This window comes from Ensifer sp. LC384 (assembly GCF_001695865.1).
Lineage (GTDB): Bacteria > Pseudomonadota > Alphaproteobacteria > Rhizobiales > Rhizobiaceae > Ensifer.
Genome location: NZ_MBST01000021.1, coordinates 48,099 through 63,466 on the forward strand (window position 1 = coordinate 48,099; position 15,368 = coordinate 63,466).

Annotated in this window: 16 protein-coding genes; 3 read left to right on the forward strand and 13 right to left on the reverse strand. The window is 59.6% G+C overall.

Annotated elements, in window-relative coordinates; genetic code table 11:
* Nucleotides 1-51: 51 nt before the first annotated feature.
* On the reverse strand, nt 52-381 hold the full coding sequence (locus BC363_RS17160) for a hypothetical protein (RefSeq protein WP_065783809.1): 330 nt from the start codon (nt 379-381) through the stop codon (nt 52-54).
* Nucleotides 382-625: 244 nt separating this feature from the next.
* On the opposite strand from BC363_RS17160, the gene traI reads away from it, so the two are divergent.
* From traI to BC363_RS17175, 3 genes are read left to right on the forward strand one after another with little or no spacing between them, the layout of a single operon-like run.
* A complete protein-coding gene (traI, locus tag BC363_RS17165) occupies nt 626-1,252 on the forward strand; it encodes an acyl-homoserine-lactone synthase TraI (RefSeq protein WP_065783765.1) in 627 nt (208 codons plus the stop codon).
* Nucleotides 1,155-2,168 carry a response regulator transcription factor gene (locus tag BC363_RS33595; protein ID WP_244519900.1) on the forward strand — a complete coding sequence of 338 codons (1,014 nt, stop codon included), beginning with the start codon at nt 1,155-1,157 and terminating at the stop codon, nt 2,166-2,168. Before traI ends, BC363_RS33595 begins: the two co-directional genes overlap by 98 nt.
* 35 nt (nt 2,169-2,203) lie before the next feature.
* Entirely contained in the window at nt 2,204-3,559 is a 1,356-nt protein-coding gene (locus BC363_RS17175) for an amidohydrolase family protein (RefSeq protein WP_065783767.1), read from the forward strand.
* A gap of 125 nt (nt 3,560-3,684) precedes the next feature.
* On the opposite strand, the gene BC363_RS17180 is transcribed toward BC363_RS17175, so the two are convergent.
* The 12 genes from BC363_RS17180 to BC363_RS17235 all read right to left on the reverse strand — a co-directional run bounded on the left by BC363_RS17180 (nt 3,685) and on the right by BC363_RS17235 (nt 15,267).
* Nucleotides 3,685-5,034: an MmgE/PrpD family protein gene (locus BC363_RS17180; protein ID WP_065783768.1), complete on the reverse strand. Its 1,350-nt coding sequence runs from the start codon at nt 5,032-5,034 to the stop codon at nt 3,685-3,687.
* Between the two features lie 33 nt (nt 5,035-5,067).
* A complete protein-coding gene (locus BC363_RS17185) occupies nt 5,068-6,144 on the reverse strand; it encodes an ornithine cyclodeaminase (protein WP_161952470.1) in 1,077 nt (358 codons plus the stop codon).
* Nucleotides 6,145-6,464: 320 nt separating this feature from the next.
* A complete protein-coding gene (locus BC363_RS17190) occupies nt 6,465-7,145 on the reverse strand; it encodes an MmgE/PrpD family protein (protein ID WP_083223515.1) in 681 nt (226 codons plus the stop codon).
* Nucleotides 7,102-8,031: a carbon-nitrogen hydrolase family protein gene (locus BC363_RS17195; RefSeq protein ID WP_083223516.1), complete on the reverse strand. Its 930-nt coding sequence runs from the start codon at nt 8,029-8,031 to the stop codon at nt 7,102-7,104. Before BC363_RS17195 ends, BC363_RS17190 begins: the two co-directional genes overlap by 44 nt.
* Entirely contained in the window at nt 8,028-8,678 is a 651-nt protein-coding gene (locus tag BC363_RS17200; protein ID WP_065783771.1) for an RraA family protein, read from the reverse strand. Before BC363_RS17200 ends, BC363_RS17195 begins: the two co-directional genes overlap by 4 nt.
* A gap of 35 nt (nt 8,679-8,713) precedes the next feature.
* Entirely contained in the window at nt 8,714-9,574 is an 861-nt protein-coding gene (locus BC363_RS17205) for a TauD/TfdA family dioxygenase (protein ID WP_065783772.1), read from the reverse strand.
* A gap of 123 nt (nt 9,575-9,697) precedes the next feature.
* Nucleotides 9,698-10,786 (reverse strand): ABC transporter ATP-binding protein, encoded by a 1,089-nt coding sequence (locus BC363_RS17210; protein WP_065783773.1) that lies wholly within the window; start codon nt 10,784-10,786, stop codon nt 9,698-9,700.
* Nucleotides 10,783-11,586 (reverse strand): ABC transporter permease, encoded by an 804-nt coding sequence (locus tag BC363_RS17215; RefSeq protein WP_065783774.1) that lies wholly within the window; start codon nt 11,584-11,586, stop codon nt 10,783-10,785. Before BC363_RS17215 ends, BC363_RS17210 begins: the two co-directional genes overlap by 4 nt.
* 15 nt (nt 11,587-11,601) lie before the next feature.
* A complete protein-coding gene (locus BC363_RS17220) occupies nt 11,602-12,387 on the reverse strand; it encodes an ABC transporter permease (RefSeq protein ID WP_244519907.1) in 786 nt (261 codons plus the stop codon).
* A 104-nt stretch (nt 12,388-12,491) separates the two neighbouring features.
* Nucleotides 12,492-13,532: an ABC transporter substrate-binding protein gene (locus tag BC363_RS17225; RefSeq protein WP_065783775.1), complete on the reverse strand. Its 1,041-nt coding sequence runs from the start codon at nt 13,530-13,532 to the stop codon at nt 12,492-12,494.
* Between the two features lie 225 nt (nt 13,533-13,757).
* On the reverse strand, nt 13,758-14,006 hold the full coding sequence (locus BC363_RS17230) for a hypothetical protein (RefSeq protein ID WP_065783777.1): 249 nt from the start codon (nt 14,004-14,006) through the stop codon (nt 13,758-13,760).
* Between the two features lie 352 nt (nt 14,007-14,358).
* Nucleotides 14,359-15,267, reverse strand: coding sequence for a nucleotidyltransferase and HEPN domain-containing protein (locus tag BC363_RS17235; RefSeq protein ID WP_065793316.1), 909 nt, complete (start codon nt 15,265-15,267; stop codon nt 14,359-14,361).
* Nucleotides 15,268-15,368 lie beyond the last annotated feature (101 nt).

The window sequence follows — 15,368 nt, forward strand, 5'->3', positions numbered from 1 at the left end:
ACCGCACGCGCGGTTGGGCTATTGTCCCCCGACATGTTCCGTTCGGTCGCCTCAGACGTGGCCCCGGATCGCCCCAAAGGGCACGCCGCTCGCCGGAAGCCACTCGAAGGCTTCCTCGTAGACTGTCATGATCGCGGAAAGGCTCCCCTGCAGCAGCGTCCGGATGCCGTAGAACGTGATGACATTATGGGCCTCGACCCTGAAAAGCAGACCCTCGTCCGTTGGCCTCAGGATCGCTCGCGCGTCCCCGAAATCTAGAAGCTTGTCCGCTCCCGTGACACCGATAGACCGGCAAAGTTCGCTCGATCGGGCGCAGACCTTTTCCGCGACGCATTCCGCGCAAAGGACCGACACAAAGGCTTCGGCGACATGTTTGTACATTTCCGCTCGCCTTGCTTGGTTGAACATGGTCATCGCCGGCCGAGCACGATGTCGAGAGACCCGTCGGCGGCACCTCGGCCCGCGGAGGCCTCAGCTGAGGTGCGTTCCGATCGATATCGAACAACTCACACTTGCGATATTCATGCACGCATCGGTCGAGCACTCGACTACTAATTCTATTAGTCGCTCGAGCGCCGAAACTCGTGTCCAGTAGCCTCAAGCGAGATTTCGTCGGAGAATGGTGATGGAGATACTGGCTGTATCGGCCGCAGCGCGCGGAGAATTTGCTGACTTGATCGACTCGATGCATCGGCTGCGTGCCCGCGTCTTTGGCGACAGGCTGGACTGGGATGTCGACATAAGGGACGATCGTGAGGCCGATGCTTACGATCAAATCAATCCGACCTATATCCTGGCTGTCTCCACCACGCGTGTTGTGGCGGGTTGCGCGAGGCTTCTCCCGGCTACCGGGCCGACAATGCTCGCCAATACCTTCCCGCAGCTTCTCTCATCGCGACGGCTGGATGCTCACGCAGGCATGGTCGAAAGCTCGCGCTTTTGCGTCGACACGGCGCTCGACGAGGGCAGGTCGCAGGGGGTTCTCCACAGGACGACGCTGCAGATGTTCGCCGGCATAATCGAGTGGTCGATGGCGAACGGGTATCATGAGATCGTCACGGCAACTGACCTGCGTTTCGAGCGCATCCTGAAACGCGCCGGGTGGCCGATGCAGCGTCTTGGCGCGCCGTGCCCGATTGGCAGCACGATGGCCGTTGCCGGAACTCTTCCTGCCGATGTCGGAAGCCTTAATCGGATTTGCGCCGCCGCCTGTCGACCAGGGACTCGCCTCCACCGCAACACCGCTGCTTGATGCGACACCCGGCGACCGGGGCGCCGTGCGGAATGGCGTTGCTGCACTTTCGGCAGATGAAGCGCTATCGGCTGCGCCGCCACAGAGATCAACGCAAGAACTCGCTCGGGGTTGGACCACAACAGAAGACATGGAACCTAAAGAGGAGAGCCCTTTGAATTCAGCGCGGCCCCAGATCCTGATTGGCTCGACCGATGCGGATTACTATCTGCTGCTCGTCCATATCCTGGAATCCGAGGGATATCGCGTCATCCTTGGTTCCGGGGTCGAGGAGATCATCCATCTCGCAGGCGAGAACGATATCAAGGCGATCCTTCTGGATTGTCGATCGGGAGAAGACTGGGCTCCTCTAACTTGTGTAAGGCTGAAGCAGGAGCCGCGGACATTTGGGATCACGACGGTCGGCTTGATCGGGCCTGGTGCGGAAAGCCGGTTTATCGATCTGCTGAAGGCCGGTATTGACGAGAACTTCGTAAGGCCGATCGCTCCTTCCAAACTGCTTGGCTTCCTTCGCGATCGTATCCTGTTTCCGCTCGCATCGGATCCAATGGCGATCGACGGTCATATTCTTGCGTATGCAGGAATTGAACTGAACACCAACAGGCATAGCGTCAGGCGTTTCGGCAACAACGTTCACTTGGGACCGATCGAATTCCGATTGCTGCATTTCCTGATGGAGAACCGCGAGCAGGCGTGCAGTCGCGCACAACTCATCGAAGCTGGCTGGCCCGAGCGTCGTTTCGTCGACGCCAAGACGGTCAATGTCCATATCGGTCGACTGCGCAAGGCACTAAGCGTCGCCGATGGCCCTGATCTCATCCGAACGGTGCGATCGTCCGGCTACATGCTCGATGGTTCCAGTCAGGAGCAATCGCATCACAAGCCGGATCGGCCGGGCGACGGGACCGGCGGCTAGGACCGCATGCCGGTGGTCGAAAAGGAGCAGCTGTCATGGATCTAGTGATCCGAAATGGGGGCCTCATAACCGGTGACGGCAAGACGTTTCACAAGCGGGCTGCCGTGTATGTCCGGGAGGGAAGCATCGCCGGTATCGACACCGCGGAGGTTGTCGCAGGCGCGGAAATCGCGGCGCGAGAAACCATCGATGCAGCCGGCGGCATCGTTATGCCAGGCCTCATCAATGCACATGCGCATGGATGTACGCGGGGACCTTCCATGCCGAGCGGCTCGGAGCCATTTGAAGGCGATGATGTCTCTTATTTCCGAAACCGCCATCTTCTTCAGGGAACAACGACCCTTCTCAACGTCTGCGGCCTGGCAATGGCCGACGAAGTGGATGTCGACGAGGCAGAACCTCATGCCATGGATATCCGCGTTTCGACGGCTCACACTCCGAAAAACATCGAAGCGGCGCTTGTGGTCGACGGCAAGGGACTGACAACACGTCACCTGAACGCGACGATAGATGAACTGTTGGCCTCCGGCGCGGTCGCGCTTGGCGAGGCAGGCGGCGGGCAGACGCTGGGTGGTGGCGCGCAGGAATACAGGTTCATCCCGCAAGCGATCCTGCAGGAGTTCGGGATCGAGGTGACGCCGGCAGCCGCGAGGCGTTTGAAGAACGCTGTGCTCGGCCGCTATCTTGATCCGGCGAACGGCCTAACCGATTTGAAGCTGACTGACGAGCTGGAGCGTTGCGGTCTTTCCGGGATCATCGGAGCCGATCGCGTTCGTGACGTGATTACGCGATCGGTGATGCCATCGGTTGCCCTCTCGCTGGCCGGATTCGATGAAATCGCCAGCGAAGCTGAGCGGGTCGGGTATCCCGCGATCTTCCACAACGCGGCACCATCTGCGAAGCGTTTGATCGCTGCGGTCGAGAAGCACCCGAAGGCGCACCTCGTCGCCGGTCATAGCAATCACCCGAGCTTTCTCCCGGACGAGGCGGTCTCGATTGCCCAGGACCTGAGGAAAAAGGGGGCCATCATCGATGCTTCGACATTGGATTGCATCGGGACGCGCTGGCGCAACGAACCCACCAACCTCGACGCGCTGATCGACGCGGGCTGTGTTGATACGATTTCGACTGATTTTGCAGGCGGGCACTGGGATGGAATTCTTGAAGCGGTCCAGCGCATGGTCAGAAAGAAGCAATTGTCGGCGGCGGCGGCCATCGCTCTTGCAACCGGGAATGTCGCACGCGTCTTTACCCAAATGGCCAGCGACCGCGGACTGATTGAAAAAGGCAAGCGTGCAGACCTGATCGTTGTCGACCATGTCAATCTCAGCCGTGTCAGGCATGTCATGATCGCAGGCCGCATAGTCGTCAGGAATGGCCGGCTTGTCTGACGGCTTCAACCGGAGTTTGGTTCTCGCGCCGCCGCCGCCGCCAAGGTTCGGCCATGCGGGCAGTTCATAGCAGATACGGGCGAACGGATGCGATCCGGTTGATACGGCGGATACCGATCGCGATTTCAGTCGATCAATCGCATCCTCAGGCACTGGAGGAGGGGAGCCGCGTCTCCTGTTTTCAGTGCCTGAAAGGCCTGCAGGACAATATTTTGCGCCTCGGAAGAAAGCTTGCCTCGCGTCGCTGCACAGAACTTTCCAACGAGATCTTCCCAGGCCAAGGGGCGCACCTTATCCCCGCGCGGCGACGTCACCGCAGAGGTGATCAATCTTCCGCCGGTCGTTTGCAGGCATACCTGCGCAAGCGTCTCTGTCGGAAAACGCGCGTCGATCTCAGGACTGACCGAGATACGAACCTTGTGGGCGACCTCGAGGAGGTCGGGCCTACCCAGCTGCGCATTGCCGACCGGTGCCAGTGCCGCAGGTCCGTCGACGACAGCAATCGCCATGCAATAAGGCAGACTGTATTGAATCTCCGCCAACGTTCGGGGAGACACGGTATTTGAGAGCCGGAGAGCCCATTGAAAGGTCAGCACTTCGATTGATGCGATTTGTTCGGCCCTGATATCAGCACCTTCCGAAAGCGCCGCAAAGGCATCAAGAGCGGGATGGATGTAGCGGCAGCAGGAATAGGGCTTGAAATAGACCCTCGAGATCTCGGTTGGATCACCCAAGTCCGCGATGATGCTCGGCCAGTCGAAGTGCGACGCATGATCGAGCAAATCTTGCGGCCCGGTAAATCCCCGCTCCGCGAGGCGCAATGCGGTTAGGCCCGTCACGACACTCCAGGGGATACCCTCCTTGACGTCGTTCCCGGTGAGGTCGGCATAGCCGGAGCTGCCGTTTGCCTCCTGGTTCGGTGCGAGAACTCCGGCCACAGCGAGTGCGTGTGCGAGTGCCGGCGGATCGGTTCGGTAGAGGCGACCGGCCGTGGCGGCGGCAGCATAGCCGGTCCAGCGTCCCGATTGTCGGCTTTTGATCGCTTGCGGATTCTGCGCTGCGGCAATACGAATTCCGATCTCGTATCCGAGAGCGACGGCGGTTAGGAGGTCGTCGGCGGACGCACCGATCGCAGATGCCACGGAGAGCGCCACGGGTATCACGGCCGCACCGGGATGCCCGCGCGCGGCGCGGTGCCCGTCGTCGAAATCGAGCGCGGACACTGACGCAGCATTACAGAACGCCGCGGCTGTGACACCAAGGCATTCCCCCGTAAACCAGACCGGCGCCCGGCCGGTTCCATACTCGCGCCGGGCGATTTCGCGGGCTGCGCGGACACTAGGAACATCGCAGCCCACGACCCCAGCGGTGACCGCATCCAGAACACAGCAAATGGCGCTTAGCCTAAGTTCGGGCGGTTGGGCAGCGGAAGGATAGTTTGCCAGATACTCTGCGAGGATTTCGGTGGCATACATCCGCCCCTCCCGTAAAGCTTGGGCCGCCGGGCATCAGTTCGTGCTAGATGACTGGACGAATGACGCCGTGCCAGCATCTGCCGAGAACCAGGTTTCGTAAACATGAGCGGCGACGTAAAGATCCAGCATAGGCAGGCCCACGCAAGTAATGAGGATCGGGCATTCCGATACGCCGCCGGCGTCGCAGAAATCCTTTAAGTTCATGACACCGAGCACCGGGCCAAGCTGCTCCAATGTTGACCCCTTGCGCGAGAAGTAAAGCGCCAGGCTTTGCGAGTTTCGCCGGGACACCATGGAAATGTCGTCACACAGCGCCAATCCGGACCGAAGAACGTTTTGGATATGGCCGGCCGGTGTCTCGTCTCCACCGAGATGCAAGACAACGGCGTTTGGGTAGATATCTGCGCTCTCAAAAACCGGTGCGCTGGCATTGGAAGCGGTGATGACGAACCGGCATTCACGTAGCCTCTGATTATCCGCGACCGCTTCAAGCTGGATTCCAAGTGACTGCCTCTGTTTTTCAACGAGTTGGTGTGCGGAAATACCTGAGCGGCTGCGCACGAAGATTTTCGAGATAATGCCGGCTCCAAAATGACCGAGCACGCTGATGATCTGCTCGGCAATGGGACCAGCTCCAAAGAGGAAAACGGAGAGTTCCTTTGCCTTGGGAAAGAAAAGCTCAAGCGCCATTGAGGCATAGGTTGCCGTTCTTGCCGCAGAGATATCGGTCCCGTCCATCACGCAAAGCGGGCGCAGCGTGAAGCTGTCGAGCAGCAGGATCGTCGAGGTCGAACGCGGCTGGCCCAAACGACGGTTTATCGCATTGGCACCGACCACCTTGACGGCGGCGTATCTGGCCCCGACGCTGGAGAGCGCAGAGAGCTTCCAGCCCAATCGCTCGCCTTGCAACGTATTCCGGTAAGCTTCGAACTGGGATTGGTTCCACAGGTCGGCTTCGTGAAAGGACAAGACCGATTTCAGGCCATGGGCCCGACCCAAGCGGATATCGGACCAGGCTGCCTTGGCAGCGTTGTGAAGCTCTGTTGCTTCGAGGCGAACGCCGAGCCGCTTCATTTCCGCAAGTGAAATGTATCTGGGTGTGCTCTCCATCACTGTTCTCCGTGGAACTTTCGACGTCATGCGACGGGGAGCAATTTCACATCCGGAACGGGAGAGTTAAAGGAAAGATTCGGATACATTTTTGTCTTCTCTAAGCGAACGACTTCGCTGAAAGAGAAAAACGTAAGAATAGACCGCTTCTCCTGTGTATTATCAACTGAATTGTTGAAGGATGGTCGAGCTCGACCAGATTACGGGCACAAGGGCATCAGGATTCAAGTCGCAATCGCCTCCGTCACCACAGTGATGTTGATTTGCGGTCACAGGCTCGGCTTGCGAATAAAATGCCGTCGTGTTCGAGTGTGCGGATATTAGCCGACCAAGAGGCGGAGGAGCGGCCGGACTGATTCGGCTCCATCCAGTGCGTACACGTTATCAATGACTTCGGAGGCACCGCTGTCTCCGGAGACACTGCTCGCAAGCCGTAAGAACTTGCTCTCGAGAGCTGATTTCCGCATGGAATTACTTGCATCCCCCTCCGCAATGTCGACGTGCCTTTCGAAGCTCTGCCCGTCGCGCAACTGCAAGCAAGCGCTTGCGGCGTGAGTGCCGTGACGTGAACCGCGGTTGGAATGTGACCCCAGCTCGATACTGTCTTGAAATCGCCCGGCGATCTCGTCATTGAGCCAGTCATCCACGAACCAGTCGGGACCGGCCTCAACTCCGAATACGGCCATAGCTATGGCATGCGGTGCGCTGAACTGCGCCGCCCACATGTGCCGCGGACGCGCTTCGCTGAATGGCGATTCGCACACGATCGGCGGTGCGGTCGCGATCAGCCCGGCATGCGCGCCGTCGGCGGGATCAATGTCGGCCATCCGGACGACGTCGCGGCAGGCTTGGACACTGCTTTGGATGAGCCTGCAGCAACTGAATGGCTTGAAGCCAATCCGGAGAATTTCGTAGGCGGCACCCAAACCGTTCGTCAATCGGTCGAAACGGCACTCGTCACTTGCCACTGGAAGAAATTGGTGTCCCGAAGGTTTGTTCATGTGAGCCGCAAGAGGAATTGCAGCGCTCGCCGCCGCTGCAATTCCGGTAGACGCGTGCCTGGTCGACAAACGAAACCTTGTGCGATGCGGCGGGAATGAGCTTGCGGACCGCCGCCACACGGGCGAGATCGAGGTGCGTCGAAACAACGCCGACCTGATCGACGGCGCGGGCTATGACCTGTCCCCAGGGATCGCAGACAAGAGTGTTGCCGTAGGTGAAACGGCGATCTCCATCCGCTGCGCTGTAGCTTCCCCATTGCCCGCAGGCGACGAAATAGACCTGGTGCTCGATTGCACGGGCTCTGCAGAGCACTTCCCAATGGTCCTTGCCGGTCTGGAGCGTGAAAGCGGCCGGCAGAATGACGACGTCGACACCCGCGTCTGCGAGCGCATCAAAGAGCCGGGGGAAGCGAAGATCATAGCAGATGGCACAGCCGATCCTGAAACCGCCGGCTTCGTAAACGAATAGGCGTTCTCCAGGCACCACGGTGGCGGATTCTCGATAGATCTTGCCGTCCGGCGCTTCGATGTCGAACAGATGAACTTTGCGGTAACGGCCAACCTCGTTGCCCTGCGGGTCAAAGACGACGGTCGTATTGTAGATTTTCGGGCTTCCCTCGATCCTTTCGAGCAGGCTGCCGCCATGGACCCAAACCTTTTGCCGGGCGGCGAATGTCTGCAGCATGCGATACGCTTCGCCGCCCGGCATATGATCGGCCGCCGCGAGCTTTTCCGCCACCGTCCCGCCGGACCAGTCGAAATGTTCCGGAAGAACGATGAGATCCGGCGTGTCGCGTGTGATCGCCTGCAGCATCAGGCGCTCGGCCACGCGCAAATTGCTGTCGCGATTGGGCTGGGAGTTCATCTGGACGAGGGAAATCTTCATAACACGATCCGATCCAATTCGAAGATGGAATGGCCAGCCTCAAGGTAAGGCCGGAGCTCAATGGAACGCTGTTGGCGCTTGAGGGCAGTGTCGGCGATCCGGCGCATATCGGAGGGTTCGGCAACGAAGACACCCTCCGTATCCGCCAGGACCGCATAGCCAGGCAGGACGGCCGCGCCGCCGCAGGCGATCGGGACATTGATCGCGCCGCCGATCTGGTGTCGGCGGCTCGTCGTCCTGGACGAGACGCCGCGGCACCAGACCGGGAAACGGCTGGCGTGAATTTCCTCGATGTCGGTGCAAGGACCGTCAACGATGATGGCCACGGCGCCACGCGCTCGGACAGCGGCAACGACACCGCCGCCGACGCAGGCAACCTCATCCCGGTCGACCCGGGAGATGACGAGAACATCTCCCGGGCGGAGCAGATCGATGGCCTTGTAGATGACGGCTCCATCGCGGCCGGGGGCGGCGACCGTGACGGCCGTTCCGATCGCCTTCGCCGGAAAGACCGGCGCAATTCCCGCCCCGGCAAATCCGAGATATTCGAAGTGGCCGATGGTTGCGGTTTCGACTCCCTCCAGCAGGGTTCGTAGCGCTTCCGGAATCGCTTCAGGCTGCTTGTCAATCCTATATGGCTCGGTCATGCGACGAGACTCCGATCTGCTCTGTTGTCCTCAAATCAAACCGGGCGCTCGCCGGATGTCGTCGTCCGATGCATGATGCGGATGGTGTTCGGGTCGAATGAGTCTCGCCGGTGCATCGTGCAACGGTTGTCCCACATCACGATGTCACCGACGTCCCATTTCTGGACGAAGACCTCAGGCGTGCCGGTGGTGTGCTCCCAAAGCCTTGAGATCAGGTCGTTGCTTTCATCGAGCGGCATGCCGACGATCCACGATCCTTCCGGCGTCCCGCCAAGATAAAGCGCTTTGCGGCCCGTCTCGCTGTGGGTTCTGACCAGCGGATGGACCACACCGCTCCACTCGCGAAAATCCTTACTTGTCGGTTCAGCTTTCCCGAGGCGCAACTTGCCCGTCTTGTCGTAGACGTTCTGGAAGAAGATTTGCCGCCCCTCGATGGCCTTGCGTAGTTCCTCGGGGAGCGTCTCGAAAGCCTGGTAGGTCGACAGGAAATACGTGTCACCGCCGGAAGGGGGAACCTCGATCGCTCTGAGGATGGCGCCTGCCGGCGGGCGCTCGTAGAACCATGTGTCCGTGTGCCACGTTGCCTCGCTGTTGCCGAGTGCGCCGCTCGGTTTGCCATCCGTCATCACATTGCTGATCACCAGGATTTCGCGATGGGTGGGATGTCCGCCTTCCTGCAATTGCTTCGGATGGATGACGAATTCGCCGAAGTGGCGGGAGAAATCGACCTGCTGCTGGTCTGTGATATCAGCCGCCCGAAAACGGATGACGCCGTATTGCAGCCAGTAGGATCGAACCGCGGCAATGTCCGCGTCGTCATAGCCGGAGAAATCGAACCCGACGATGTCTGCGCAGACATTGCTGTCGTTCTGGGTTGCCGAAACTCTTGTTTTCATGTGTGTCTTTCGCCTCCGTGTGGGAAGATCCCGGGCTTGGGATCGCATCGAGCTTAGCGGAGTGATAAATCGAAATTCCAATATCAATTCTTTGCCATTGATAATGGATGTTAATGAATGCCGCTATTGCTCCAGCAGTTGGACAGCGGAGTGGGCGATGGCGAGGTCTACGCGGCAGCCGGCCGAGAGCTTCTCGAGGCGGGTCGAGCGGATCATGGACTTCAATGTGATTCCGCCATCGACGAGCATCCACGCCTCGAGATAGGCTCCCAGATTGACGACCTTCTGGACGGTGCCTGTCAGGCGGTTTGCCGGTTCATCGAGAGCCCCTGCCGCATCGGCGAGCCTGACGGCTTCCGGTCTGATGCAGCAGAAGCGCACATTGTCGGGAGCGACGTTCTCCGCGCGGGTGGCTGTGATCGCCACCTTTGCCGCGCCGAGGGACACCCTCAGGTTCCCATCGGTCTCTGCCGCTGCAGATACCGGGAGGATATTGGACTTGCCGATGAAATCCGCCACGAAGGAGGTCCTCGGGCGGCCATAGATGTCCGCGGGCACTCCTTCCTGCGCCACCACTCCGCCCTGCATGACGATGATCCGGTCGGACATGGCCATCGCCTCTTCCTGATCGTGCGTGACATAGATGAAGGTCATGCCGAGATCCTCTTGGATCTCCTTCAACTCGACGCGCATTGCTTCCCGGAGCTTGAGGTCAAGGTTGGAGAGCGGTTCATCGAGAAGCAGCACGGAGGGGGAGGGCGCAATTGCCCGGGCGACCGCGACCCGTTGCTGTTGGCCGCCCGACAGTTCTTTCGGATAACGGTTCTCGAAGCCTTCGAGATGAACGCTTTTCAAGGCGCGTGACACGCCACCGGCGATTTCCTCGCGGGGCCGGCCCTGCATCTTGAGGCCAAAACCGACATTCTGGGCGACCGTCATATGCGGGAAGAGTGCGTAGTTCTGGAAGACCAGACCGATCTTCCGGGCTTCAGGCGGAACGCCTGCCTGATCGCGGCCGCGAATTCGGATCTGCCCGCTCGAGGGTACTTCGAATCCGGCGATCATGTTCAGGGTCGTCGTCTTGCCACATCCGGAGGGACCAAGAATGCTGACGAATTTTCCCTTCGGGATGGCAAGGCTGATTTCGTCGACGATGCGGGTTGCGCCGAACTGCTTGCTGACGGAAAGGAGTTCGATATCGATGGTGGTCATTTGCTGCCCCCGTGGATTTGGGCGGAGAAGCCGCCGATCTTTTCGAAAAGGATGATTGCGCCAAGGATGAAGAGGAGCGACGCGACGTTCACTGCCGCAAGCACTGGATCCAGGCTGTATTCGAGATGGTTGATGACGGTGATCGGAAGCGTCGTCTGGCCGGGTCTGACCAGGAAGACGGAGAGCGGAATGTTGTTGAAGGAAATGATGAAGGCGAAGGTCATCCCGGAAAAGAGGCCGGAGCGGATCAGCGGCAACAGCACATATATGATCCTCTGCGTGGCACCGGCGCCGAGTATCCGTGCCGCCCGATCAAGCCGTTTGTCGAAACCGAACATCGCCGTCGCCGCCATTCGCACGACGTAGGGCAAGGTCAGGATGATGTGGGCCATGACTAGGCCCGGCGTTCCGAGCAGATCAAAGAGACCAGCCGAAGACAGGAACAGGACGATCGCCACGCCTTTGACGATTTGCGGAACCGACATGGGTGACAAAAGGAACGCCATGATGGCGGTGTGCCCCGGACATTTCGCATAGGCGACGCTGTAGGCTCCAAGGACGCCGAGCAGTCCGCTTGCGAGCGACACGATGACGGCCAGCTCGACGCTGAGCACAAACGGATCGAGCCAGCGGCTGTCCCAGAGCGCCGCATACCATTGCAAGGTCCACTCGCTCGGTCGGAACGTGACGGTCGACGTGGGGCTGAAAGAGGCCGCGACAACGACCACGAGCGGAAGGGTGATGAAGGCAAGAATGGCGGCGAGCACCATCCTGAACAGAAACGTGAGCAGTCGGTTCATCGGAGCCTCCCGAGACTAAAGGTGAAGTTTTCGGTGGAGGCGCGACTCGAGCCTGGATCCGACGAAGCCGGCAGCCAGCATCAGGATGAGGAGAACGTTCGCCATTACCGCCGCGAAGGGCCAGTCGATATAGAAGAGCACCTGCTCGTAGACCATGGTGGCCATGACCTTGAAACCGGCGCCGCCAAGGAGGGCTGGGGTCGCATAAGCGCTTGCGGCCATGGTGAAGCCAATCAAGAGCGAGCTTACGATCCCGGGCACGGAAAGCGGCAGGATGATGTGCCGGATGACGGCAAGCCGTGACGCGCCGAGAATTTGCGCAGATTTTTCTAGATTGGGGTTGATACCCTGCAGGCTCGTCAGCAGCGACAGCACACCAAACGGCAGGATGACGTGAGTAAGCCCGACCACCACGCCGAACAGGTTCTTCGACAAGGGCAAGGGTTCCGAGATCAATCCAGTCCACATCAGCGCGGAATTGATGAAGCCGCGATCTTCGAGAATGATCAGCCAGCCATAGGTCCGAAGCACGACGCCCGCCAATTCCGGCGCAATGGCGAGCGCGAAGATGATCGTCCGCCAGCGCGACGTCGCGCGTGCCAGATAGTAGGCGAGGGGATAGGCCAGGACCGTTACGGAGAGTGCAACGAGACCCGACATCGCGACGGTGCGGACCAGGCCAGCAAGAACCAGATCGTTACTGAAGAAGCGGCTGTAGCTCGCGAGTGTCGGGCCGCCCGCCGCCTGGCTTTGAAAGCTGATCCCGATCATCATGCCCATCGGTATCGCGAAGAAGAGCATCAGGACGAGGGACGGGGCGATCAGCGGCAGAAGTCCGTTGACGGGGACGACGGTGCGCAGGGGCTTTGTCGGAGTGGAGAAGGTAATGACAGCCATGATCCACCTCACTTGGCCGCCGCGACGACATCACGTTCCCACCGTTCACCCCAGGCGGAGAGCCGTGACGCGACCGCAGCGAGGTCGGGCAACAGAAGGGTTTTCAGATCCGCCTCGGTGGTGATTTGTTTGGCGCGAATATCGGCCGGAACGTCGATGTCGATCCGGCCGCTGCCGACCTTGTAGCCGGTGACCCATGCCTCCTGGCTGGTCTTCTCGAGAAAAAAGTTGACGAACTTGAGAGCTGCGTCTCGGTTCGCGGCGTGCTTCGGCACGTTCAGGGTTGCGACCAAGGGAATCGAACCTTCCTTCGGCAGGACATAGTCGACCGGCAGGCCGCTATCGACGAGCAGCTGCGCGCGCCCGTTCCAAAACGGCATAGCCCAGACTTCGCCGCCCTTGATGTACGTCTCCATGACGGAGGACGATTGCTCAAAACCGATCGACTGTCCGGCGAGCTTGGCCATGGCGGAAAAGCCGGGATCGACGTTCTCGAGCAGATCGCCACCATGGGCGACCGAGAAGATCTCCATCAGGTAGGCAGCCATCACGTTCTGGAAGGTGGGCAGGATAATCTTGCCCTTGAGGCCATCGTCCAAAAGCGCGTTCCAGGAAGTCGGGCGCCCCGCCAGCTTGTCCTTCCGGTAGAGAAGCGAGAGGTATTGCACCTCGTGAACGGCGCCGCAGGGGCCGGCGACGCCGGCAATCACCGATGACAAATGCACAAGATTGGGAACCTCTTCAGGTGAGAATTCCTCCAGCAGGCCCTCCTTGCATCCTTCGAGCGATTGAGAAGCGGTCATCACGACGACATCGAAGCCGGGGCGCCCATTGGTGGCCTTGATCTTGGCATAATCCTGGGAGGCCGAACCGACGGCGTCATAGATTACCTCGATCCCGAATTTGGCTTCGAAAGGCTCAATGATCCGCTCCCGAACGATGGTTTCGTACGGCCCGCCGTAGCTGTTGACGATGAGCGTTTCCGCATGGCCGCTCGCGGCAGAGACCAACGAGATGAGTGCACTCGTGCAGAGGGAAGAAAACTTCATGGCGATCCCCTTTTGGTAATTGTCGGTTCGACGACCTTGCGCCGGCCGCTCTCGCCAATTCCAATATTAATTTGCTGCTATTGATAAGGAATCTATATCAATGGCGTTACCTTTCCAGGCGGTCGCCGGGGCGACGTGGGCGGATCTCACGCCCTCAAAAGGTGGCCCAGGAACCGCACCTTCCGGCTCGCGCAGGCGCGAGCCGAGGACCATGCAGCCGCGTTGTCAGCCAGGCTGGCAGATTTCGTTGATCAGGCTTGGATTGGATTTCAGGGATTTGAAGACATGCAGCCAGAAGCGGTAATGGCTTTCGCGATCGAGGTCCCTGGCCTCGACCGCGCGCTTTGCCGCGGCCGTTACCGCGTCGCAGCCGTAAAACTCCATCGCGAGCTCCACGGCCGCCGCCACCGCGACGTCATGTTGCGCACCCGTTTCGTTCGACGGATCTGGGGTCTTCTTCAATGGTTTCGACATGGCGACTCTCCTTCAAGAGTCCGGCGCGGGGGAAGATGTGGCCGGACGGTCTCACAGCGAAGATCGCGTCGTCCGGAAGCACACGTGCCACTCATGTCGATTAGGTTGAATCCTAAATGATTTCCCGTGCGAGGTGAAGTCTAAATTCTCTGACGGCAATATGATCAAAGAAATTCAAGGTGATCCGTCAATCTCGCCGCCACCAGGTACGCAAAAGATCGACAGGTAATCAGGCTGAAGGCGGTGGATGACGATGTGCTGCCCGCTCGGATGAATGCGAACGGGCTCCCTGAGTTCGCTTCACTCCCGAACCATCTGGGGCATCGACCATCCCCAACATTGTCGCGGTTCGCTATGCGTCGAGCGCCCGCTCCAAGTCCGCCAGCCGCTCCTTGCAGATCGCCTCGATGAGGCGGTGGAGATGCTCGGTCCGTTCGATAAGCCAGCCGAGCGCCTCCTCGGTGATCTCGAAGTGCTTGGAGTAGCGTGCCTTCACATAGGCTTCGTTGAGAATGTTGTACCAGGCGGTATAGCGATGCTGGTCGCGCGGCCAAACATCGACAAGTTGGCGCTTCTGGTCCTCCGCCAAACCGCGCAGGAACTTAAGGTTATGCGAAGGCGGGCTGTAGTTTGTAAGGGTGAGGAGCAGGCACGAGTATGCGGTCTCGATCGACTGATGCAGTTCGAAGGCTGAATGCTTGTGTTGGCCTTTCCTCGCCAGATATTGCGCGGTGTCCAGAAAGCTCAACGCCGCCGGAAACTTGCTGCCGAAATGCTCCTTTGCCACCCTGAGTGCATCGCTAGGCGAAAGCCGTTTCGGCTCAGCCAGCGGCCGATCGTCGAGCTCATAGAGCACGATGCCCTCGTGCAGGATATCGACGAAGAAATATTGTCCGTCCGCAAGGAAGTTATTCACCTCCCGGCCGCCGTGAACGATCAGCCCCACCGGCGTCGAGACCCCCTTGTCCCACATCAGCCGGTCGGTCGCCTTGTCCCAATAATCCGGTTCTGCGAGCTTCTTCGAATTGACGATGACGAGGATGTCGTAGTCGTAGCGGTAACCCTTCATCGTGTGCGGCTCGTCAACAAAGGTGCCGCGGGCGTACGAACCGAACAGGATGATTTTCAGGATCCGCCCGCGCTTCTTGAAGGCGGCAGAGCTTCCCTCGAGCGCATCGGCAAACTCCTCGTGGATGATCTTGACGACGCGGGCAAGCTCGCGCTGCTTCTTTTCCGGAAGATGTTCGAGGCTCGTTCTCATGTGCAACCGTTAGGGCAAAGACGTTTCGCCGTCTACTGCCGGAATTCATGGGCTTTGGGTTATCAAAAAATAACAGATTGATCTAAGGAGGCGATTAATAG